General features: G+C 72.5%; 23 protein-coding genes. 9 read left to right on the plus strand and 14 right to left on the minus strand.

The window, feature by feature from the left end:
* Positions 1–12 precede the first annotated feature (12 nt).
* The gene (locus ABEA34_RS08000; protein WP_345520717.1) at positions 13–729 is read left to right on the plus strand and encodes a TetR/AcrR family transcriptional regulator; all 717 of its coding nucleotides are present in this window, start codon (positions 13–15) and stop codon (positions 727–729) included.
* A 122-nt stretch (positions 730–851) separates the two neighbouring features.
* Entirely contained in the window at positions 852–2,114 is a 1,263-nt protein-coding gene (locus ABEA34_RS08005; RefSeq protein WP_345520718.1) for an MFS transporter, read from the plus strand.
* On the opposite strand, the gene ABEA34_RS08010 is transcribed toward ABEA34_RS08005, so the two are convergent.
* The 3 genes from ABEA34_RS08010 to ABEA34_RS08020 are packed head-to-tail and all read right to left on the minus strand — an operon-like array spanning position 2,057 to position 3,449.
* Positions 2,057–2,728: an alpha/beta fold hydrolase gene (locus tag ABEA34_RS08010; RefSeq protein ID WP_345520719.1), complete on the minus strand. Its 672-nt coding sequence runs from the start codon at positions 2,726–2,728 to the stop codon at positions 2,057–2,059. The two genes, ABEA34_RS08005 and ABEA34_RS08010, sit on opposite strands and share 58 nt — an antisense overlap.
* Before the next feature lie 47 nt (positions 2,729–2,775).
* Positions 2,776–3,162, minus strand: coding sequence for a hypothetical protein (locus tag ABEA34_RS08015; RefSeq protein WP_345520720.1), 387 nt, complete (start codon positions 3,160–3,162; stop codon positions 2,776–2,778).
* Positions 3,159–3,449 (minus strand): YiaA/YiaB family inner membrane protein, encoded by a 291-nt coding sequence (locus ABEA34_RS08020; protein WP_345520721.1) that lies wholly within the window; start codon positions 3,447–3,449, stop codon positions 3,159–3,161. Before ABEA34_RS08020 ends, ABEA34_RS08015 begins: the two co-directional genes overlap by 4 nt.
* A 72-nt stretch (positions 3,450–3,521) precedes the next feature.
* Here ABEA34_RS08020 and macS point away from each other — a divergent pair, with 72 nt between their 5' ends.
* The 3 genes from macS to ABEA34_RS08035 all read left to right on the plus strand — a co-directional run bounded on the left by macS (position 3,522) and on the right by ABEA34_RS08035 (position 6,211).
* Positions 3,522–4,661 (plus strand): MacS family sensor histidine kinase, encoded by a 1,140-nt coding sequence (gene macS / locus ABEA34_RS08025; RefSeq protein ID WP_345520722.1) that lies wholly within the window; start codon positions 3,522–3,524, stop codon positions 4,659–4,661.
* Between the two features lie 20 nt (positions 4,662–4,681).
* Complete coding sequence (locus ABEA34_RS08030) at positions 4,682–5,314, plus strand: response regulator transcription factor (RefSeq protein WP_345522771.1); 633 nt, start codon at positions 4,682–4,684, stop codon at positions 5,312–5,314.
* Between the two features lie 210 nt (positions 5,315–5,524).
* Positions 5,525–6,211 carry a hypothetical protein gene (locus ABEA34_RS08035; RefSeq protein ID WP_345520723.1) on the plus strand — a complete coding sequence of 229 codons (687 nt, stop codon included), beginning with the start codon at positions 5,525–5,527 and terminating at the stop codon, positions 6,209–6,211.
* Between the two features lie 5 nt (positions 6,212–6,216).
* Here ABEA34_RS08035 and ABEA34_RS08040 read toward each other — a convergent pair whose 3' ends face one another.
* Genes ABEA34_RS08040 through ABEA34_RS08055 form a run of 4 tightly spaced genes read right to left on the minus strand, consistent with a single transcriptional unit; the run spans position 6,217 to position 9,742 of the window.
* Positions 6,217–7,185 (minus strand): aldo/keto reductase, encoded by a 969-nt coding sequence (locus ABEA34_RS08040; protein WP_345520724.1) that lies wholly within the window; start codon positions 7,183–7,185, stop codon positions 6,217–6,219.
* Between the two features lies 1 nt (position 7,186).
* Positions 7,187–8,065 (minus strand): aldo/keto reductase, encoded by an 879-nt coding sequence (locus ABEA34_RS08045; protein WP_345520725.1) that lies wholly within the window; start codon positions 8,063–8,065, stop codon positions 7,187–7,189.
* 10 nt (positions 8,066–8,075) lie between these two features.
* On the minus strand, positions 8,076–9,326 hold the full coding sequence (locus tag ABEA34_RS08050) for an RNA polymerase sigma factor (RefSeq protein WP_345520726.1): 1,251 nt from the start codon (positions 9,324–9,326) through the stop codon (positions 8,076–8,078).
* The gene (locus ABEA34_RS08055; RefSeq protein ID WP_345520727.1) at positions 9,323–9,742 is read right to left on the minus strand and encodes a YciI family protein; all 420 of its coding nucleotides are present in this window, start codon (positions 9,740–9,742) and stop codon (positions 9,323–9,325) included. The genes ABEA34_RS08050 and ABEA34_RS08055 overlap by 4 nt, the downstream gene beginning before the upstream one ends.
* 135 nt (positions 9,743–9,877) lie before the next feature.
* Between ABEA34_RS08055 and ABEA34_RS08060 the strand changes: the two genes are divergently transcribed.
* Genes ABEA34_RS08060 through ABEA34_RS08070 form a run of 3 tightly spaced genes read left to right on the plus strand, consistent with a single transcriptional unit; the run spans position 9,878 to position 10,994 of the window.
* A complete protein-coding gene (locus ABEA34_RS08060; protein WP_345520728.1) occupies positions 9,878–10,357 on the plus strand; it encodes a DUF2975 domain-containing protein in 480 nt (159 codons plus the stop codon).
* Positions 10,357–10,590, plus strand: a complete 234-nt coding sequence (locus ABEA34_RS08065) for a helix-turn-helix domain-containing protein (RefSeq protein WP_345520729.1) — start codon at positions 10,357–10,359, stop codon at positions 10,588–10,590. Before ABEA34_RS08060 ends, ABEA34_RS08065 begins: the two co-directional genes overlap by 1 nt.
* 47 nt (positions 10,591–10,637) lie before the next feature.
* On the plus strand, positions 10,638–10,994 hold the full coding sequence (locus ABEA34_RS08070; protein WP_345520730.1) for a YciI family protein: 357 nt from the start codon (positions 10,638–10,640) through the stop codon (positions 10,992–10,994).
* Between the two features lie 21 nt (positions 10,995–11,015).
* On the opposite strand, the gene ABEA34_RS08075 is transcribed toward ABEA34_RS08070, so the two are convergent.
* The 7 genes from ABEA34_RS08075 to ABEA34_RS08105 all read right to left on the minus strand — a co-directional run bounded on the left by ABEA34_RS08075 (position 11,016) and on the right by ABEA34_RS08105 (position 19,843).
* Positions 11,016–12,110 (minus strand): acyltransferase family protein, encoded by a 1,095-nt coding sequence (locus ABEA34_RS08075; RefSeq protein WP_345522772.1) that lies wholly within the window; start codon positions 12,108–12,110, stop codon positions 11,016–11,018.
* On the minus strand, positions 12,103–12,609 hold the full coding sequence (locus ABEA34_RS08080) for a macro domain-containing protein (protein WP_345520731.1): 507 nt from the start codon (positions 12,607–12,609) through the stop codon (positions 12,103–12,105). Before ABEA34_RS08080 ends, ABEA34_RS08075 begins: the two co-directional genes overlap by 8 nt.
* A 2-nt stretch (positions 12,610–12,611) precedes the next feature.
* Positions 12,612–13,616, minus strand: a complete 1,005-nt coding sequence (locus ABEA34_RS08085; RefSeq protein WP_345520732.1) for a DNA topoisomerase IB — start codon at positions 13,614–13,616, stop codon at positions 12,612–12,614.
* Positions 13,600–14,574 carry a hypothetical protein gene (locus ABEA34_RS08090; protein ID WP_345520733.1) on the minus strand — a complete coding sequence of 325 codons (975 nt, stop codon included), beginning with the start codon at positions 14,572–14,574 and terminating at the stop codon, positions 13,600–13,602. The genes ABEA34_RS08085 and ABEA34_RS08090 overlap by 17 nt, the downstream gene beginning before the upstream one ends.
* A complete protein-coding gene (locus tag ABEA34_RS08095; protein ID WP_345520734.1) occupies positions 14,574–15,785 on the minus strand; it encodes a class I SAM-dependent methyltransferase in 1,212 nt (403 codons plus the stop codon). The genes ABEA34_RS08090 and ABEA34_RS08095 overlap by 1 nt, the downstream gene beginning before the upstream one ends.
* A gap of 79 nt (positions 15,786–15,864) precedes the next feature.
* Positions 15,865–18,585 carry an FAD-binding and (Fe-S)-binding domain-containing protein gene (locus ABEA34_RS08100; protein ID WP_345520735.1) on the minus strand — a complete coding sequence of 907 codons (2,721 nt, stop codon included), beginning with the start codon at positions 18,583–18,585 and terminating at the stop codon, positions 15,865–15,867.
* A 1-nt stretch (position 18,586) separates the two neighbouring features.
* Entirely contained in the window at positions 18,587–19,843 is a 1,257-nt protein-coding gene (locus tag ABEA34_RS08105) for a hydroxyacid-oxoacid transhydrogenase (RefSeq protein ID WP_345520736.1), read from the minus strand.
* 59 nt (positions 19,844–19,902) lie between these two features.
* Between ABEA34_RS08105 and ABEA34_RS08110 the strand changes: the two genes are divergently transcribed.
* Positions 19,903–21,078 carry a glycoside hydrolase family 5 protein gene (locus tag ABEA34_RS08110; protein WP_345520737.1) on the plus strand — a complete coding sequence of 392 codons (1,176 nt, stop codon included), beginning with the start codon at positions 19,903–19,905 and terminating at the stop codon, positions 21,076–21,078.
* Positions 21,079–21,099: the final 21 nt, after the last annotated feature.

The raw sequence follows: 21,099 nt of genomic DNA on the forward strand, positions 1-21,099 counted from the left end.
TATCGTTGAAACATGCCCGACGCGTCCGCCACCTCGACCGACCACCGGGCGCGGATCGTCGACGTCGCCGCCCAGCTCCTCCGTGAGCACGGCGCGGCCGCGGTGACCACGCGGGCGGTCGCCGAGGGCGCCGGCGTCCAGGCGCCGACGATCTACCGGCTCTTCGGCGACAAGGACGGGCTCATGGAGGCCGTGGCCGAGCACGTGCTGGCCACCTACGTCTCCGCGAAGGCCGCCGTCGTCGAGGCCGCCGAGGCAGACGACGTCGACCCGCTGGACGACCTGCGCGCAGGCTGGGACTCGCAGATCGACTTCGGGGTCGCGAACCCCACTCTCTTCGGCTTCCTCAGCGACCCTGCCCGGGGGCTCTCCTCCCCCGCGGCCCGGGCCGGCGCCGACGTCCTCCGCGCCCGCGTGCACCGAGTCGCGCTCACCGGCCGACTCCGGGTCGGCGAGGACCGGGCCGTCGACATCATCCGGGCGGCCGGGACCGGCACCGTCACCACGATCCTGTCGACTCCGCCGGAGCGCCGGGACCACGGTCTCGCCGACGCGATGTACCAGGCCGTGCTCGGCCAGATCCTCGTCGACGCGCCGGCAGCCGCGCCGGGCGAGCCCGCGGCGGCGGCCGTCGCGTTCCGCGCCCTCACGCCGGACCTCGACATGCTCACCGACGCCGAACGAGCACTCCTCGGCGAGTGGGTCGACCGCGTCATCGACACTCTCTGAGGGACGCCTCGGCGAATCGGCACTCCTCGCGCGGTCGCAGTAGGCTGGGCGGAGCACAGGGTTTCACGCGTCTTGGAGGTGGGTTCGGCGCGTCGTTCAGACGCACCCGAAAGGCCCACCCCGTGTCACCGCTCGCCTCCTACCGGCGGCTCTTCGAGCTCGCCGGGCCGACGTACGTCGTCGTCGCGTTCCTCGCCCGGCTGCCGCTCGCCATGAGCCAGCTCGGCACCCTCCTCCTCGTCTCCGAGGCCACCGGCAGCTACGGGCTCGGCGGACTGTCGGCCGGCGCCCTCGCCGTTGCCAACGCCGTCGGGGCGCCCTTCGCCGGTGCGCTCGCCGACCGGGTCGGCCAGCGCCACGTCGTGCTGGTCCAGTCGCTGGCGGGCGCCGCGGCGCTCGGCCTGCTGGTCCTCCTCGTGCACGTCGGTGCGTCGGACCTCGCCGTGGTCGCCACCGCCGCCCTCGCCGGACTCTCGATGCCGCAGGTCGGGCCGCTCGCCCGGGTGCGGTGGCGGCCGATCACCGCACGGACCGGCGCCCAGCAGCGCCGGCTGGTCGACGTGGCGTTCTCCTACGAGGGTGCGGCCGACGAGGCGTCCTTCGCGATCGGCCCGGCCCTGGTCGGGATCGGGGTCGTCGCCCTCTCCCCCGGCGGAGCGCTGCTGCTCGCGGCGGCGCTGCTGGCGACCTTCGGCACGGCGTTCGCGCTGCACGGCTCGGCCCGCATCGTGCGGGGCTCCGGCGCCGCGCTGCCGACCGGGCGGCTGGTGACACCGGTGCTGCTCGTGCTCATCGGCGCGCAGGTCCTGATCGGCACCCTCTTCGGCGCCACCCAGACCGGCACGACCGTGCTCGCCACCGAGGCGGGTCACCCCGGCGTCGCGGGTCTGGTGCACGCGACCCTCGGCCTCGGCAGCGCGATCGCCGGCATCGCCACCGCCTTCATCCCGGCCCGCATCGGCCCGGAGCGCCGGATCCGGTACGCCGCGAGCGCGCTCCTCGTCCTCTCCCTTCCGCTCCTCCTCGTCGACTCCCTGCCGACGCTGACCATCGCGGTCGCGCTGCTCGGCTGCGCCGTCGCGCCGTTCATGATCGGCGTCTTCACGCTCGCCGAGCGGGTCGTCAGCCCAGCCAAGGTCGCCACCGCGATGACCGTGCTCGCCAGTGCGACCGGCATCGGCTACGCCCTCGGCTCGACCGTGGGGGGTCGGCTCGCGGACCAGCACGGCTACACCGCGGCGTTCGCGGTGACGGTGACCGCCATGGCCGGCGCGCTCGCCCTGGTCGGTCTCGCGCAGCGCGCGTTGCACGACGCGCTCGAGGTCGCTCAGTCGCCGACCAGCACGCCCGCGACCAGCCCGGGGTTGGCCAGCGCGACCAGGTGACCGCCCGGCACGACGGTCAGGTCGATGCCCAGCCGCTCCCGGGCGACCCGCTGCTGCAGGTCGGGCGGGAACAGCCGGTCGTCCGCGCCCGCGATGCCGCTCGTCGGCACGTCGGGCCACCGGTCGAGCGGCCACGGCTCGGTGAAGGAGCGCTCCGACTCGTCGGAGCCGCCGCCGGCGAGGATCTCCTCCGTGACGTCGGGCGGTACGTCGTGGAAGAAGTCCTCGACCATGTCGAACTCCTCCGGCCGACCGTCCCGTCGGGCCGCGGCGCGGGCCGCCTGGCCCTGCCCGACGTTGCTCCACCACTCGCCGGCGGTCTCGCCGGGCGCCGGGACCATGGCGTTGAGCAGCACCAGCCGCTCGACGTCGAGGCGGTCGACGGCCAGCGGTGCACTGAAGCCGCCCAGCGACTGGGCGACCAGCACGAGAGGTCCGGCGTCGCGTGCGACGGCGACGATCTCGTCGGCGTACGCCGCGAGCCCGGCGGACTCGTCCGCCGCCGGCAGCTGGACGGGGATGCCGCGGTGGCCACGGGCCTCGAGCTCGGCGACGAGGCGGTCCCAGAAGCGGGCGTCGCCGCCGGCACCCGGGACGAGGAGGAAGGTCGTCATGGAGGTCCCGACCGGGGTCGGGAGTGGAACTCATCGGCGCGGAGCGGTCAGTCCACCCGGTGCCAGCCGGCTGGGAGGGGCAGGTGGTCGTTGAGGCAGTCCTGCTGGTCGCCCCCGTCCTGCTCGATGAGCGTCCAGCCGTCCTTGTCGCAGTTGTAGGACATCGGCCGGTTGCCGAGCGGATCCCACCGCACGCCGGCGGGGAGCGGCTCGTCGACCGGGTAGCAGTCGTTGCCGGCGGGGGCCTCGCCGTCGGAGCACTGCCACTCGTCGCCCATCGGGTCGAACGCGCGGAGGAGGCCGAGACCGAGGGCGGCGACGGTCGCGATGCCAGCGAGGGCCAGCACGGGGACGAGGAGGAGGCCGGCCCAGCGACGCCAGCCCGTGGGCTCCGGTCGCCCCTCGGGGCCGGGACGCGGGTAGGGCGTCGTCACGCGACCTCCTTCCACGGATCGTGCTCGGCGAGGATCCGGTCGACGCGTGCCTGGTCGAGCCGGGAGACGACGTACTGCGTCTCCTGGGCGTCGCGGACGCACTTGGCGAGGGAGAAGGACGAGGTGGTCAGGAAGAGGGTCCCGAGAGCCAGGAAGGCCTTGGGCCACGGATCGGCCGGCAGGTAGAAGATCGCGACCATCATGGTGAGCAGTGCGATGCCGAAGGCGAGGGCGGACTGCGCGAAGAAGGCGGTGGTGTTCTTGCTGGAGGGCGTGTGGTTGTCCATGCCCCGAGTCTCGGCGGGGCGCAGGCAGCCGGTCATCGGTACGGATACTCAACTGGTGCGACACTGCGGCGTGTGAGCTCGTGGACGTCGCCGGCGTCGATCGCCATCAAGGACCAGATGTTCCGCGCGCTCGCGGTCCTGCGGGTCGTCCTGCTCGTCAACGCCGTGGTCCTGAACCTCTATCGGGCCGACAACTTCCAGCGGCCGGTCGCGGGCGCGGTCTGCATCGTGGTGATGGTGGCGTGGACCGCCTTCGCCGTCTGGGCGTACGACGAGGCGCGCCGCCGTACCTGGCTGCTCCTGGGTGCCGACCTGGCGATCGCCATCGGCCTGCTGCTCGCGACGCCGCTGGTCAAGGGGCCCGGCTTCAGCGCCAGCGTGCCCGGCTTCTGGGTCGTCGGGGCGCTGGTCGCGTGCGCGATCCACTACCGGGTCGTCGGCGGCCTGGTCGCCGGTGTGCTCCTGGCCACCGCCGACCTCGCCACGCGGGAGCACATGGGCCAGTCGGACTACGGCAACGCCTTCCTGCTCGTCATCGGCGGGGCGATCGTCGGCTACCTGTGTGACTCGCTGCAACGGATGGCCACCGAGCGCGACGTCGCCGAGCGCGAGGCCGCGATGGCCGCCGAGCGCGCCCGTCTGGCGCGAGCGGTGCACGACGGGGTGCTCCAGGTGCTCGCCCTGGTCCAGCGACGCGGGCGCGAGCTGGGTGGCGAGGCCGGCGAGCTCGGCCGACTGGCCGGCGAGCAGGAGCGCGAGCTGCGCGGGCTGATCCGGGCCCAGGAGGCCGTCAGCACCCTCGGCCAGGACGCGACGGTGGACCTGGCCGCCGAGCTGGCGCGGCTCGAGCACGGCCAGGACGTCACCGTGTCGGGTCCGGGCACGCCGGTGGAGCTGCCCGCCGCCACCGCCCGTGAGCTGGTCGCGGTGGTGCGGGCGTGCCTCGACAACGTCCGGGTCCACGTCGGCGAAGACGCGCCCGCGTGGGTGCTCCTGCAGGCGTTCCCGGACCGCGTGGAGGTGTCGGTCCGCGACGACGGGCCGGGCATCCCGGCCGGCCGGCTCGAGGAGGCCGCCGCACAGGGTCGGCTCGGCGTCGCCGAGTCCGTCCGCGGCCGGATCGCCGACCTCGGGGGCACCGCGGAGCTGTCCACCGGCTCGTTCGGCACCGAGTGGGAGCTCGTCGTACCCCGACTAGGCTCGACGCCGTGAGCGAGGACCCGATCCGCGTGATGGTCGTCGACGACCACCCGCTGTGGCGTGACGCCGTGGAGCGTGACCTCGCGGCCGCGGGGCTCGACGTGGTCGCCGTCGCGGCCGACGGGCGCGAGGCGCTGGCCCGCTTCCCCGCGGCCCGGCCGCAGGTGGTGGTCCTCGACCTGCAGATCCCGGCCCCGGACGGGGTCGAGGTGACGACGGAGATCGTGCGCCAGGACCCGTCGGTGCGGGTGCTGATCCTGTCCGCGTCGGGCGAGCACGCCGACGTGCTCGCGGCGGTGAAGGCGGGTGCGACCGGCTACCTGGTGAAGTCGGCCTCGCGCGAGGAGCTGCTGACCGCCGTACGACGGGTCGCCGACGGGGACCCGGTCTTCACCGCCGGGCTGGCGGGCCTGGTGCTCGGCGAGTTCCAGCGGATCTCGGACGCGCCGACGCCCGACCCGTCGGAGCCACGGCTGACCGAGCGCGAGACGGAGGTCCTCAAGATGGTCGCCAAGGGCCTCTCCTACCGCCAGATCGCCGACCGCCTGGTGCTGTCGCACCGGACCGTGCAGAACCACGTCCAGAACACGCTCACCAAGCTGCAGATGCACAACCGCGTCGAGCTCACCCGCTACGCCATCGAGCGCGGACTCGACGCCGAGTAGCCGCTCTGTGTGGCCGAGGCCACGCCTCTGCACGCCCGATCATGGGACAGATCACGTCCGGATGGGGATCACCGTGGGGTCGGTCGGGCGTTCTACCAGGTGCGCCCGGTGGGTCATCTTTCGCCTGCGCCGTCCTGCCAGGACCTCACCTCCGGGTGGGTCACGCCGCCGTTCCGGCCGCCACTGGCTCGCCTACGAAGGATCTTCGGTTTGTCCGCATCACCCTCGTCCCTGTTCGACCGCGCCGCTACGGCCCCCGCCCGGGTGCTCGTCGCACTGGCCCTCGTCGCCGTGACCGCCACCACCGTGGTGGCCGGCCACCGGCACGGAGCATCCGCGCCCGCGGCATCCGTCGCCGACGCGGCGGCCGAGGTGCCGCCCGCCCACGAGCCCGCCGTACGCCGTGACGTCGTCTCCCGCTCCGGCGACCGCCGGCACGGGGCCACGACGGCGGCCGTGCGGCGCGCGGCGCCCCTGGTCCGCAAGCCCATCCCAACAATGCCGGAGGCGCGCAGCGACGCCGCCGAGACGGTCGCGGCGGCCGAGGCCTCGGCGTACAACATCCCCGGCCACTGCCTGGGCTGGGCGCGCGAGCAGGCGGACATCCCGTCGCGGTACGCCGACGCCGCCACCGCGTGGGAGCACGCGCGCGGCCGCCACCCCGGCGACCTGACCCCGCCGGAGGGTGCTGCGGTCTACTGGCTGGGCGGCAGCGGCGGCCACGGCCACGTCGCGATCTCCGTCGGCGGCGGCCTGGTGCGGTCGTCGGACGCCGGCGGCTACGGCGTGGTCGCCACGGTGCCGCTGCGTCGGCTGACCCGAGAGTGGCACCTGACGTACGTCGGCTGGTCCGACTCGGTCAACGGCTACCGGATCCCCGGCGTCGCCCGGACCTGACCGGGTCAGTAGCCGCTCGGCAGCCGCAGCGTGTAGTGCTCCTCGAGGGCCGCGGCCTCCTCCTCGGTGAGGTGGACGTCGAGGGCGGCGACGGCGTCGGCCAGGTGGTGGTCCTTCGTGGGTCCGACGATCGGCGCCGACACGACGGGGTTGCGCAGCACCCAGGCGAGGGCGACCTGCGCCATCGGGACGCCGCGAGCGTCGGCGATCCGCGCGACGGCCTCGACGATGGGGCGGTTCTCCTCCCCGACGTACCTCTGGCCCATCGGGTCGTTCTCGGAGCGCAGCGTCTGCTCGCCCCACGGCCGGGCGAGCCGGCCCTTGGCGAGCGGGCTCCACGGCACCGAGCCGACGCCCTGGTCGGCGAGCAGGCCGAACATCTCGCGCTCCTCCTCGCGCTGCAGGAGGCTGTACTGGTTCTGCATCGAGACGAAGCGCGTCCAGCCGCCGAGGTCGGCGGCGTGCTGCAGCTTGGCGAACTGCCACGCCCACATCGACGAGGCGCCGAGGTAGCGGACCTTGCCAGCCTTCACGACGTCGTGGAGGGCCTCCATCGTCTCCTCGACCGGCGTCTGCGGGTCGAAGCGGTGGATCTGGTAGAGGTCGACGTAGTCGGTGCCCAGGCGGGTCAGGGAGGCATCGATCTGCTCCATGATCGCCTTGCGGGACAGGCCGGAGCCACCCGGACCGCGGTGCATCGGGAAGAACACCTTGGTGGCGAGCACGACGTCCTCGCGACGGCTGAACTCCCTGATCGCGCGGCCGGTGATCTCCTCCGACGTACCCGCGCTGTAGACGTTGGCGGTGTCCCAGAACGTGATGCCGAGGTCGACGGCCTGGCGGAACATCGGCGCCGCCGCCTCGTCGCCGAGCGCCCACTCGTGGGCACCGCGGGAGGTGTCGCCGAAGCTCATGCAGCCGAGCGCGATCCGGCTCACCTGCAGGCCGGAGCTGCCGAGGCGGGTGTAGTCCATGTCAGGCCTCCGGGATCTCGCGGCTGAAGGCGGGGAAGACGACGTCCTCGGGTGCGGGCCCGCCGCGCTTGCCCGTGTCGAGGGCGTCGATGCTCGCGAGCTCGTCGGCCGACAGATCGAAGTCGAAGACGTCGATGTTCTCGGCGATGCGGGCGGGCTTCGTGGACTTCGGGATCACCTGACGGCCCTCCTGCAGGCCCCATCGCAACATCACCTGGGCGGGCGACTTGCCGTGGTGGGCCGCGACCGCGCCGATGACCGGATCCTCGAGCGTGCTGGTGTGGCCGCTGTCGCGGTAGAAGGTGATGCCCCCGATGGGCGCCCAGGCCTGGTTGAGGATGCCGTGCTCGACGTCGTACGCCTGCACCTCGCGCTGCTGGAAGTAGGGGTGGACCTCGATCTGGTTGACCGCCGGCACGACCGTCGCGACCTCCATCAAGCTGACCAGGTGGTCGACCATGAAGTTGCTGACGCCGATCGCCCGCACCTTCCCCTGCTCGAGCAGCGTCTCCAGGGCACGGTAGGCACCCAGGGTCCGGTCGAACTCCGCCGGCCAGACCTGGTGCAGGATCAGCAGGTCGATCTGGTCGACGCCGAGCTTGCCGGCGCTCTTCTCGAACCCGTGCAGGGTCTCGTCGTAGCCGAAGTCGTTGAGCCAGATCTTGGTCTCGATGAAGACGTCCGACCGGTCCACGTCGGAGGCGTGGATCGCCTCGCCGACCTGGCGCTCGTTGCCGTACGCCGCGGCGGTGTCGATGTGCCGGTAGCCCGCGTCGAGGGCGGCGTGGACGGCGTCGCGCGTCTCGTCGGGAGGCGTCTGGAAGACACCGAAGCCGAGTGCCGGCATCTCGACGCCGTTGTTGAGGGTGTAGGTCTCCATGGTCCCGACGCTACTCGGGGCCCAGCGCGGCCAGCTTGCGGTCGAGGACCCGGCGCTCGGGCTCGCTCCCGCAGAGGCGTACGGCGTCCTCGAGCTCGCGTCGCGCCTCGTCGGTGCGCCCGAGGCGGGTGAGCAGCTCCCCGCGGACGGTCGGCAGGAGGTGGCTGCCGGGGAGGGCGCCGGTCTCCACCAGGTCGTCGACGATCGGCAGCGCGGCGGCGGGTCCGTCGGCCATCGACACCGCGACCGCGCGGTTGAGCTCGACGACCGGCGACGGGGCCAGCCGACCCAGCGCCTCGTAGAGCACCACGATCCGGCCCCAGTCGGTGTCGGCGACCGAGGGCGCGACCGCGTGCGTCTCGGCGATCGCCGCCTGCACGCCGTACGCCCCGAGGCCGCGGCCGACCTTTCCCGCCTGGGCCAGCGCGGCGCGGCCGCGCACGATCGCCGACCGGTCCCACCGTCGGCGGTCCTGGTCCTCGAGCAGCACCGGCTCGCCGTCGGCGTCGAGACGTGCCGAGAACCGCGCCGCGGTGAGCTCGAGCAGGGCGAGGAGCCCGTGCACCTCGGGCTCGTCGGGCACGAGGTGGGCGAGCACCCGCGCCTGCCGGACCGCCTCACGGGCCAGGTCGGTGCGGATCAGCGCGCTCCCGCCCGTCGCCGACGAGCCCTCGGTGAAGATCAGGTAGACGACGCTGAGCACCGGGCCGAGCCGCTCGCGACGCTCGTCGGGCGGCGGGACCTCGAAGGGCACGTTGGCGGCGGCCAGCGTCTTCTTCGCCCGGGTGATCCGGGCCTGCACCGTCGCGGTCGGGACCAGGAAGCCGCGCGCGATCTCGTCGCTGGTCAGGCCGCCGACCACCCGCAGCGTCAGCGCGACCTGCGACTCCCGCGACAGCACGGGGTGGCACGAGATGAACATCAGCGCGAGCACGTCGTCCTCGATGCGGTCCGGGTCCCAGTCGGGCTCCTCGGCCTCGTCGGCCTGGTGCGCGAGCGCGGCGTACCTCTCGTCGAGGGCCGACCGGCGCCGGAAGGCGTCGATCGCCCGCCGCCGGGCGGTGGTGAGCAACCACCCGGCGGGGTTGGCGGGTACGCCGTCGCGCGGCCAGGTGACCAGCGCCTGGGCCAGCGCCTCCTGGGCGACGTCCTCGGCCAGCGCGAAGTCACCGGTGTGGCGGGCCAGGCTGCTGACGATGTGGGCGGACTCGATCCGCCACACCGCCTCGACCGCCGCGCGCGTCGCTCCGGGTCCCGTCACAGCTGACCGTTGGCCTCCCGCCAGGCCCGCTCACGCTGGACGTACGGGTTGTCCTGCGGGAACTCGTCGATGCTCGGCACCCGGCGGATCTCGGTCTTGATGCCCGGCCGGGTCATCGGCAACCGCTTGGCCCACTCGACGGCCTCCTCCTTCGAGGCGACGTCGAGGATGTAGTAGCCGCCGAACAGCTCCTTGGTCTCGCCGTACGGCCCGTCGGTGACGACCGGCGGCGTTGACGAGTAGTCCACGACGACGCCCTCCTCCGCAGGGTCGAGACCCTCGGCGGCGACCAGCACCCCGGACGAGATCAGCTCGTCGTTGAAGCGGCCCATGGCCTCGAGCATCTCGTCGAAGTCGACGTCCGCGAAGGACGCGACGGCCTCGTCGTTGCCGCGCATGATCAGCATGTACTTCATGGCTCTGCACTCCTTCTGGGTCGTCCTTCGACCCTCTCACCCAGCAGACGAACGACTCAGCGGTCCGATCGACAACAGGGGTGAGATTTCTAGAAATCTATTGATCTTCGATAGATATCCGGTGATCATCGATCCATGATGTGGGAGCAACGAGTCGTCGTACCGCTCAAGATCTGCCTCGTCGGCCTCTTCGGGATCCTGCTGGTCTTCCAGACCCTGTCCCTGCCCGGGCAGTTCCGCTACATGGCGGAGCAGCACCCGGAGGACGCCGACCAGCGCTGGCCGCTGACCGCGATCGCGGTCTTCCTGGTGCTGTGCGTCCAGGTCGTCGTGGTGGCGACCTGGAAGCTGCTCGGCCTGGTGTCGGCCGACCGCATCTTCACCCGGGACTCGCTGGTCTGGGTCGACGTCATCCTCGGGGCGATCGGTGCCGCCTGGCTGGTGGTGCTGGCGATCTTCCTCTGGGTCGGCTTCCACGCCGACGACCCCGGCGCGCCGATGCTGCTCCTGCTGATCCTCGCCTCCGGCACCGTGCTCGGCCTGCTGATGGTCGTCATGCGCGCCCTGCTGCGCCAGGCGACCGTGCTGCGCACCGACATGGAGGGCGTGATCTGATGGCGATCGTCGTGCGCATCGACGTCGAGCTCGCCAGGCGCAAGATGAGCGTCGGCGAGTTCGCCGAGCGGGTCGGCCTCACGCCGGCCAACGTCGCCGTCCTCAAGAACGGGCGCGCCAAGGCCGTCCGCTTCAGCACCCTCGAGGCGATGTGCCGGGTGCTCGGCTGCCAGCCCGGCGACCTGCTGGAGTGGGTCGACGACGACTCCCGAGCGGCTGTCGATTCCGGGTGACCTCGCCCGTCATCGACATGTCAGCACCCGCACGGGAGGATCCCAGGATGGACCAGAGTCGCCGATACCTGCTGCTGCTACCCGCTCCGGAGGAGGAGTGGGCGTCGCTGCCGGAGTCCGAGGTCGAGCTCGGGATGCAGAACCACGGGCGGTTCCACGAGGCCCTGGCCACGCGGGGTCACCACCTGGTGATGGCCAGCCCGCTCGAGCCCTCCGCGCAGGCGGTCTCGCTGCGCAACACGGGCCGCGGGTCGGCGATGGTCACCGAAGGACCGTTCACCGAGTCCGTCGAGCAGATCGTCGGCTTCTACCTCGTCGAGTCGAGCGACGAGGCCGACCTCCTGGAGGTCGTGCGCGAGTTCGCCGAGGGTGGCGACCACGTCGAGCTGCGCCGCCTGGCCTAGGACGCAGCGAGACCGGACCGGTCAGGCGGCGGTCGTGACCGCCGCCGGCCCCCAGCGCCGTCGGACCGCGGCGTCGAGCGGCCCGACGACGTACGGCTGCAGGACCCGGTGCACGACGTGGCCACCGATGTTGCAGCCGACGACAGCCACCAGCCCCATGAGGGCGAGAGCGGCCGGTGAGTCCCCGCCCGGGAGGCGGAACCACACGACGGCGAGCGCGGTCAGCATGAACACGTGGAAGAGGTAGGTCTCGTACGAGTGGTCGCCGGCGACCCCGAGGGCGGCGTCCAGCCGGCCGCTCGGGCGGTCCCGCCGCGCACTCAGCGCGATCGCGACGGTGCCCACGGCGACGGCGGCCGTCAGCGCCCACTCGGCACTCCTCGGCAGCGGTGCCCCGGTCAGCCACGCGACCACGACGGGCAGCGCGAGGCACGCGACGATGGGGGCTGTCACCCATCGCAGGCTGGCGCGCCAGGGCCGCAGCCCGAGGAGGACGCCGACCCCGAACATCAGCACCATCGGGTCGGCGTAGAAGTCGAGGAGGCCGGGGAGCGTGCCCTGGTCAACGAAGCCCAGCGCACCCAGCGTCAGCATCATCGGCACGCAGACGGCCAGGCCGACCCGCCGCGGGAGGAGCAGGCACAGCGCGAACACCGCGTAGAAGAACATCTCGTAGTTAAGGGTCCACCCGAGGGCGAGGATCGGCTGCCACTCCCCGTCGGAGTCGACGTAGGGGATGAAGAGCAGGCTCTTCACGAGGCGTACGGCGAAGTCTGGTTCGGTGATCTTCACCGGGATGGCGATCGCGGTGGCCAGCCAGTAGAGCGGGACGATCCGGGTGATGCGTCGGGCGGCGAAGTAGCCGGCACCCCGCCGCGTCCCGGCCGAGCGGTGGGTGGTGACGCACATGATGTAGCCGCTGATGACGAAGAACGTCGCGACGCCGAGGGCACCGATGAGCACGCTGTAGTAGCGCGCGCCCTCGGGAAGCGCTCCGGCGTCGACCTGCTTGTCGAGGACGTGGTCGACGACCACCATCGACGCGGCCAGGCAGCGCAGGACCTGGAGGTGGTGCAGCCGGGGGCGGGTGGCCGGCAGGTTCCGGACCTCAGCGATGGTCGTGACCCAGCGCGTCCTGGATCATCGAGTACGTCGGGCCGTCGAACGCCACCAGCCGCGCCTCGGTGACCGAGGTGCCGGCCGACCGGAAGACCTCCAGCGCGCACGCGATCGCGTCGTCCTTGGGCCAGCCGTAGGCACCGGCGGAGATCAGGGGGAACGCCACGGTCGCGGCACCGATCTCGTCGGCCACCTCCAGGGCGCGGGAGTAGCACGAGAGCAGCAGGCCGCGGTCGGTCTCGCCGCGGTTGCGGTTGGGCCCGACCACGTGGATCACCCACCGTGCGGACATGTTGCCGGCGGTGGTCCACCCGGCGTCACCGGTCGCCAGGCCCTTCGGGAAGCGCCGTCGACAATCCTCCAGCACCGCCGGTCCCCCGGCCCGGTGGATGGCGCCGTCGACCCCAGCGCCACCGCGCATCGCACGGTTGGCGGCATTCACGACGGCGTCGGTCGTCTGCTCGGTGATGTCGCCCTGGACGGCGGTGATCTCCACGGTCAGGCCTCCTTCAGGAGCTTGAGCGTCGCACGCTCGAGTGCGGCCTGACGCTCGTCGGGCGTGTCGAAGGTACGCCGGGTCGCGCGGCGGATCGTCCGGCCCTCCTCGTAGGCGTCGATCACCCGCGGGTCGACGTACGACGAACGCGCCAGCGTCGGGGTGTTGCCGAGGAACGACGCGACCTCCTTCATCGCACCGGAGACCGCCCTCTTCCTCGACGCCTTCGTGACACCCGGCTCCGGCGTCTCGGCGAGCGCCGCCGCGGCCAGCACGGTCGCGTGCCAGGTGCGGAAGTCCTTCGCGGTCGCGTGCAGACCGGTGGAGGCGCGGACGTACTCGTTGACGAGCGCGGGCAGGACGGAGCGCCACGACCGGCCGTCCTTGTAGGACAGCAGCCGCAGGTCGGCACCCCGCCGCCGGCGCATGATCTCGACGGCCTCGACCACGACGCCGTCGTCGATCTCGATCTCGTGCTCGACCCCGGACTTGCCGACGAAGGCGAACACGAGCCGGTCCTGGTGGCGGCGTACGTGCCGCCGCTCCAGGGTGGTCAGCCCGAACGAGCCGTTCGTGTCGGCGTACACGTCGTTGCCGATCCGGAAGTAGCCCAGGTCGAGGAGGCGTACGGCGACCGCGCACGCACGCTCGAGCGGCATGCCCTCGCGGCCCAGGTCGGTGATGACCAGCTCCCGCGCCCGGGTCAGCGCCTTGCCGAACTCCAGCATCCGGTCGAACTTCTCCGCGTCCCGGCGGGCCCGCCAGTCCGGGTGGTAGAGGTACTGACGGCGCCCGGCGTCGTCGGTGCCGACCGCCTGCAGGTGCCCGTTGGCGTACGGCGTGACCCACACGTCCGTCCAGGCGGGCGGGATGACGAGGTCGCGGACGCGCTGCGCGTCGTCCTCGGGCAGCCGCGTGCCGTGCTCGTCGAGGTAGACGAAGCCGCGACCGGCCCGCCGGCGGGTCCAGCCGGGCTGGTCGGGAGAGGTGCTACGAAGCCTGACCACGACGACGAAGTAGCCATCCGGCGCCGACCGCAAACGCCAGCCCGCCACCGAGCAGCCACGGCCAGAGCGGCTCGTCCTCGGCATCATCGCCGCTCGGCGCGGCCTGCGGCTCGACCGTCGGCGTCGGCGTTGGCGTCGGCGTCGGCGCGGGCGGCTGCATCGCGGCGGCCGCCGCTGTCGGGAGCCTCATCTGCAGCACCTCGCTGGACTGGCCCTCCGAGCTGAGGTAGAGCCGGTCGTCGGCCCCGACGGCGATCCCCTCCCCCTGGTCCTGCGACGGCAGCGGGAAGGAGGCCAGCCGCTCGTGGCCCGGGAAGGAGTAGACCGCGGCACTGGAGTAGCCCCGCACCACGTAGTGCTTGCCGTCCGGGAAGAACGACCCGTCGGTGGCGAACGCGAAACCCTCCGCGACCGCACGCAGCTTGTTGGGATGGTCGGCGGACAGCCGGCGCGGGGCCGCGTAGGTGGTGCCGCCGAAGACGTCCTTCGAGACCACGAAGAGCTGCCCGGTCCGCGGGTCGGCCATCAGCGTCTCGGCGTCGTGCGCGCCGTCCGGGTAGACCAGCTCGTACGACGCGGGCGTGACCTGCTGGTCGCGCTCGCCGTACGGCACCCGCAGCACCGTGATCGAGTCGCGGGAGCGGCGGTTGTCGCCCGTGTCGCCCACCCACACCTCGCCGGGTCCGGCCGGGGCGAGCGACTCCACGTCGGTCGGGTCTCCCGCCCACGAGGTGACGCCGACGGTCCGGCCGGAGCGGTCCACCACGAACACGCGGCCGCTGTCGCCCGAGTCGTTGACGGTCAGGAAGAGGTCGCCGGCGACGACCAGCCCGCTGGACTCGACGATCGCGGGGTCCTGGAAGCTGAACACGACCGCGGCCCGCGGCGCTGCCGGGGCAGCCGTCGCACCGACGACCATCGACAGCGCGGCCGCGACGCCCAGCACGCGATCCAGCATCAGACCCCGAGGAGCTCGGCCAGCTTGGGGTGGAGGCCCCACTCCGTCACGAGCTCGTCGTACTCCTTGCGCACGGACCCGCCCTTGACCGGCCCGCCGGTGCGGACCGCCCGCAGCATGGTGTTGCGGGGGGTGTGCTGGCTCTCGACGAACTGCACGACGTCGACCCGGTAGCCCTGCAGCCGCATCAGCGACGCGCGCAGCCCGTCGGTCAGGGTGTCCGCGAGCCGCTCGCGCAGGATGCCGTGCCGGGTGAGCATGGCGTACGGCGAGGGGGTCGGTGCCTTGCGGATCTGGGCCGCGATGTCGTGGTGGCAGCAGGGGGCGGCGAGCACGAGCTGGGCGCCCCAGCCGACCGCCTGTGCCAGCGCCTCGTCGGTCGCGGTGTCGCAGGCGTGCAGCGCGAGCACGACCTCCGGTGCCGGGTCGAGCACGACCCCGCCGATGGTGCCGACCACGAAGTCGGCCTGGACGCCGAGCTCGGCGGCCACCGAGCTGTTGTGCTCGCGCGACTGCTCCTTGACGTCGACGCCGGTCAGCCGCACCGGCAGCTTGCGCACGCCGGTCAGGTAGCGCTCCGCGGCGAACGTCAGGTAGGCGTTGCCGCAGCCGAGGTCAACGATCCGCAGCGGCTCCTCGACCGTCGGCCGACGGAGGTGCCCCTTGTCGATCGCCTCGGTGATCGAGCTGTCCAGGAGGCGCAGGAACTCCTCCACCTGCCGGTACTTCGCCTGCCTGCTGGGCTTGATCCTGCCCTCGTCGTCGGAGATGCCGAGCACGATGAAGACCGGGTCGTTCTCCGGCAGCAGCCGCTGCTTGGACTTGTCGTGGCTCCGCTCCACGGGAGCGGCCACGGCCCGGTCGGTGGTCCGCACCGTCGCGGTGAGCTTGGAGTTGACCCGGAGCTGGTGGCTCTGCGTGGCGGTGTCGACGTGCCACTCGCCGTACGGCTCCTCGAGCAGCGCATCCACGGCGTCGCGTGCCGCGTCGCCGACGGCGTGATTCTCGGTGAACGCCTGGGTGGCGTCGTACGTCGTGATCTGCAGGTGGGTGCCGGCCTTGAGGTCGACGTACCGCATCTCCGCGCGGCGCCACGTCGGCTGCTCCCCCTTGCGCCTGCCGGACGCGACGGCCTTGACCAGCACCTCGGGGTCGAGCAGGTAGGAGCGCATCCGGTTGAGCTCGCGGAGCAGCGGCTGGGGCTCGGACATCACTTCACCGCCGCGATCACGACGATCAGCAGCAACGCCACCAGGGCGATCGGGATGACGAGGCGACGCTGCCGGGGATTCACGCAGTGATTCTAGAAGCGAACAGCTCGGCCAGGTGCATCGTCGGGACGTCGGCGAGGTCGTCGAGCTGCACCCGGCAGGACATGCCGTCGGCGAGCACCACGGCACCCGGGTTGGCGCGTACGGCGGGCAGCAGGTGGGTCTCGGCCACGGCCACCGAGACCTCGTAGTGGCCCTTCTCCATGCCGAAGTTGCCGGCCAGCCCGCAGCAGCCGGCGACCTGGGTGACGGTCGCGCCCGCGCGCTCGAGGAGCCGCTTGTCCGCGGCCCAGCCGAGGATCGAGGCCTGGTGGCAGTGCGGCTGGGCCACGATCTCGGTCCCCGTGAGGTCCGGCAGCGGAACGTCGAGCCGCTCGAGCAGCTCCGCGAAGGTCAGCACGTCGAGGTTCGCGCCGGTCAGCTCGGCCGCGTCGCTGCGCAGGGTCGCCAGGCAGGAGGGCTCCAGGCCGACGACCGGCACCCCGGACTCGACGTACGGCGTGAGCGTGCGGACGGTGCGCTCCATGATCGTCCGCGCTTGGTCGAGCTGGCCGGTGGTGATCCAGGTGAGGCCGCAGCAGGCGTCGTCGGCGATCACGCGTGCGGTCACGCCGACCGACTCCAGGAAGCGGATCGCCGCGTGCCCGTTGTCCGGGAAGAAGTGGTCGCTGAACGAGTCCGCCCAGATCCAGACGTCCGGCACGACGTCGGGCACCCCGACGGACCGACGCAGGGTCGTGGGCGCGAAGGCCGGGATCGACCGGCGCTGGTCGATGCCGGCCGTCGCCTTCGCCATCCGAGCGATCGGGCCGACCTTCAGCATCCGGTTGGCCAGCGGCGCGATCGGCGCGGTCAGCGCGGCCCACTTCGGCAGCCGACCCAGCAGGTAGTGGCTGCGCGGCCGCTTCACGCCGAGCACGTCGTGCTTCTGGTGCAGCGCCTCGGCCTTGTACGTCGCCATGTCCACGCCCGTCGGGCAGTCGGACGCGCACCCCTTGCAGGCCAGGCAGAGGTCGAGCGCGGCATCGACGGCCGGGTCGGCGAGCCCGCCGACGAGCTCGCCGTCGAGGGCCTCCTGCAGCACCCGCGACCGACCCCGGGTCGAGTCCTTCTCGTCGCGCGTCGCGAGGTACGACGGGCACATCACGCCGTTGGTCTTCGGGGCCACGCAGCGGCCGACGCCGGTGCAGCGGTGGACCGCGTTGCCGAGGTCGCCGTCGTCGTGGAGGAGCTTCAACCCCGCGTTGATCGCGTGCCGCGGCCGGGTCGGCCGCAGGTCGGCGTCGAAGGGTGCCGGGTCGACGATGTTGCCGGGGTTGAGCAGGTTGTCGGGGTCGCAGATCGCCTTGACCGCCCCGAAGAGCGCGACCGACTCCGCGTCGTACATGACCGACAGGAGCTCGGAGCGGGCCCGCCCGTCGCCGTGCTCGCCCGACAGCGATCCCCCGTGCTCGTGCAGCTTGTGCGCGCACGCGGTCAGGAAGTCGCGGAATACCGTGGATCCCTCACTGAAGGGGAAGTCGATGCGCACGTGCACGCAGCCGTCGCCGAAGTGCCCGTAGGGGACGCCGTCGAGGCCGTGCTCCCGCAGCAGCTCGTCGAAGTCGCGCAGCCAGGCGCCCAGCCGCGCGGGTGGCACCGCGGCGTCCTCCCAGCCGGAGTACGCCGGCCGCGACAGGCTCAGCGCGGCCAGGCCGGCGCCGTCCTCGCGGATCCGCCACAGCGCGGCCGCCTCGGGCCCCTCCTGGACCACGCGGTGCCCCAGCGCACCGGCCTCGGCCACCACCCGCGGCACCAGGTCGGGGTCGGTGACCTCGACGAAGAGCCAACCCGCGCCGTCGGGCAGCTCCGGCACCGCGCTGCCCTTAGCCCGCACCAGGTCGACGATCCGCGCGTCGAGGCCCTCGCAGGCGATCATCCGGCCGTCGGTCGCGGCGATCAGTGCCGGTACGGCGTCGGCCGCGTCGATCATCGAGGGGTAGCCGAGCACCACGAGCTGCCGGCCGGTCTCGTCCTCGACGAGCCGCACGGTCGCGCCGGTGACCACCGCGAGCGTGCCCTCGGAGCCGGCGAGGAAGCGGTCGATGTTGCGGCCGTTCTCGGGCAGCAGGTGCTCCATCGAGTAGCCGCTGACCTGGCGGCCGAACTGACCGAAGCTCGTCCGGATGTGCCCGAGGTGCTCGTCGACCAGCGTCTCGAGACGGGCGGCCACGTCGGTCGCACCGGGCGCCCACGCGACGTCCAGGTCGACCACGTTGTCGACGGTGCGGCCGTAGCCGAGGGCCCTTGATCCACAGGCGTTGTTGCCGATCATGCCGCCGATCGTGCAGCGGGTGTGGGTCGACGGGTCCGGACCGAAGCGGAGGCCGTACGCCGCGGCCGCGCGCTGCAGGTCGGCGTGCACGACACCGGGCTGCACGACCGCCGTACGCGCCTCCCGGTCGATCGAGACCACCTTGTTGAGGTGCTTGAGGGTGTCGACGACGATGCCGGTGCCGACGGCGTTGCCGGCGATCGACGTGCCCGCTCCCCGCATCGTCACCGGAGCCCCGGTCACCCGGGAGACGTCGAGGATCGCGGCCAGCTCGTCGGCGTGCCGTGGTCGGACGACGACCTGCGGGACGACGCGGTAGAGCGACGCGTCCGAGGAGTAGAGCGCCCGGGTCAGCGTCGAGTCGTCGACGTCGCTGATGCCCCGACGACGCAGCTCACCAACCAGGTCCAGGGGCGTCTGCGTCACGTCACCAGTGTTCCATCGACCGCCGGAAGACCGCGGCCAGGTCCTCCTCCGTGGGACTCCTCGGCGCCGTCGCAAGCAGCCGCTGCTGCTGCAGGGCGCCCGCGACGAGATCGGGGACGTCGGCCTCGCCGTACCCGATCTCGGCCAGGCCGCTCGGGATCCCGATGTCGCGCATCAGGGTCGTGAGCACGGTGGGCAGGGCGTCGGGGCCGTCGCCCGCCGACGGGTCGAGCAGCCGGGCGGCGTGCAGGTGCCGCTCGGGTGCCGCGTCGAAGGTGAACCGGAAGGCCTCGGGCGCCGTCAGGGACACCGCCATCCCGTGCGGCACCATCGGCTCGTCCGGGTAGCCCTCCGGCCGGTAGTCGCGGACCCGGCCCGCGATCGGGTAGGCGTTGGCGTGCGGGATGTGCACGCCGGCGTTGCCGAAGCCGAGCCCGGCGAAGGTCGCCGCCAAGGCCATCTGCTCACGCGCACCGGCGTCGCCGCCGTCCCGCACCGCCTCGCGGAAGGCCCCGGCCAGCAGGCCCAGCGCCTTCTCCGACCACAGGTCGGCGATCGGGTTGGCGCCGCAGTAGGGCACCCGCTGCTCGGGCGTCTTGGCGGCGAAGTCGGCGTACCACCGCGCGGTGTAGCTCTCCAGCGCGTGGCACAGGATGTCCATGCCGGCGGCCGCGGTCACCAGCGTCGGCTGCGTCATGGTCAGGGTCGGGTCGACGACCGCCATCACCGGTCGGAGCGCGGGGTGGCTGATGCCGGTCTTCACGTGCAGCGACAGCACGTCGAGCACGCAGATCGTCGTGCTCTCCGCCCCGGTGCCCGTCGTGGTCGGCACCGCGACCAACGGCAGCAGCGGCTGGCTCGGCGGCTGCGCCCGGCCGACCGGCGCGTTGATGTAGTCCATCAGCTCGCCCGGGTTGGTGGTGAGCAGGTTGACGGCCTTGGCGGTGTCGATCGAGGACCCGCCGCCGACCGCGAGGATCGCGTCGAAGGGGCCGGCGTCGCGGGCGAACGCGATCGCCTCGTCCAACGAGGCATCCGTCGGCTCGACGTGCGTGCCGTCGTACGTCGTGACGCTCACGCCGTACGCCGCGACCTGCTCGGCGATCCGGGCCGGGTGCCCGGTCGCGGCGACACCGCGGTCGGTCACGAGCAGGACCCGGCGGGCTCCCATCCGCACCAGGTCGTGGCCGATCTCGGCCGCCGCACCGGCCCCGAACTTCAGCGCCGGCGAGGCGTAGGTGAAGACGGTCTCGCTCATTCGGCAACCATAGTTGGGCCCGAGGGCCGTACCATGCGTGGTTGAAAGAGGGGGGCTTCATGCGGCACGCGCGTTGGATCGTGCCGGTGGCGGCGGTCGTTGTGCTGCTCACCGGCGGTGCGATCTATGCCGAGCGTCGCGACCCTGCGCCCGCGCAACCGGGCGTCGACACGGGGGCGCCGCAGCCGGTCGTCGACGGCAACCGCCTGGTCGACCAGCGCAGCGACGCCACCTTCGTCCCGCGCGGGGTCAACTGGAGCAGCTTCGAGTACGCCTGCACCCAGGGCTGGGGCATGTCCTCCCTCGACACGCTCGGCGTCGGCGACGCGGCGAACAGCCAGGCCGCCGCGATCGCCTCCTGGGGGGCAAACACGGTGCGCCTCCCGCTCAACCAGGACTGCTGGCTGGGCACCCGCGGGGCACCCGTGAGCGACCAGTTCGAGGAGCGCACCTCCCAGGGCTACCGCCACAGCGTCGACACGTTCGTCAAGGCCCTCAACCGGCAGGGGCTGGTCGTCATCCTCGACCTGCACAGCCGCAAGCGGATCGGCCAGCCGGAGTTCGGCAACGTCGCGATGCCCGACTCCGAGTCGTTGTCCTTCTGGCGCTCGGTCGCGGGCGAGTACGCCGGCAACCCGTCGGTGATGTTCGACGCGTTCAACGAGCCGTACTCACGCTACGACGCGACCGACACCCTCGTCTTCGACCTCACCTGGGAGTGCTGGCGCGACGGTGGCTGCCAGGCGCCAGTCGAGGACGACCAGTCCGCCACCGACGGCCAGATGACCTACCCGGTGCAGGGCGTCGCCGCGGTCGTCGCCGAGATCCGCGACGCCGGCGCGCCCCAGCCCATCCTGCTGGGTGGCCTGGACTACGCCAACGACCTGTCCCACTGGCTCGACTTCGCGCCCGACGACGACCAGCTCGTCGCCTCGTTCCACAGCTACGACTTCAAGGACTGCAACGACGCGAAGTGCTGGGACGCGGTCCTGGCGCCGATCGCCGACCGGGTGCCCGTCCTCACCGGCGAGCTGGGGGCCAAGGACCCCGCCGACGGCTACGTCGCCCGCTACCTCGCGTGGGCCGACAAGCACGAGATCGGCTCGCTCTTCTGGGTCTGGGCGGACCACCCGACCGACCCGATGGCGCTGGTCCGCGACCAGGCCGGCACGCCCACCACGTACGGCGCCCTGGCCCGTCGTCACCTGCGGGCGGCCGCAGCGGACGACAGCTGACCGGAACGCCCGTTCGATCCC

The organism is Nocardioides conyzicola, from assembly GCF_039543825.1.
Taxonomy (GTDB): domain Bacteria; phylum Actinomycetota; class Actinomycetes; order Propionibacteriales; family Nocardioidaceae; genus Nocardioides; species Nocardioides conyzicola.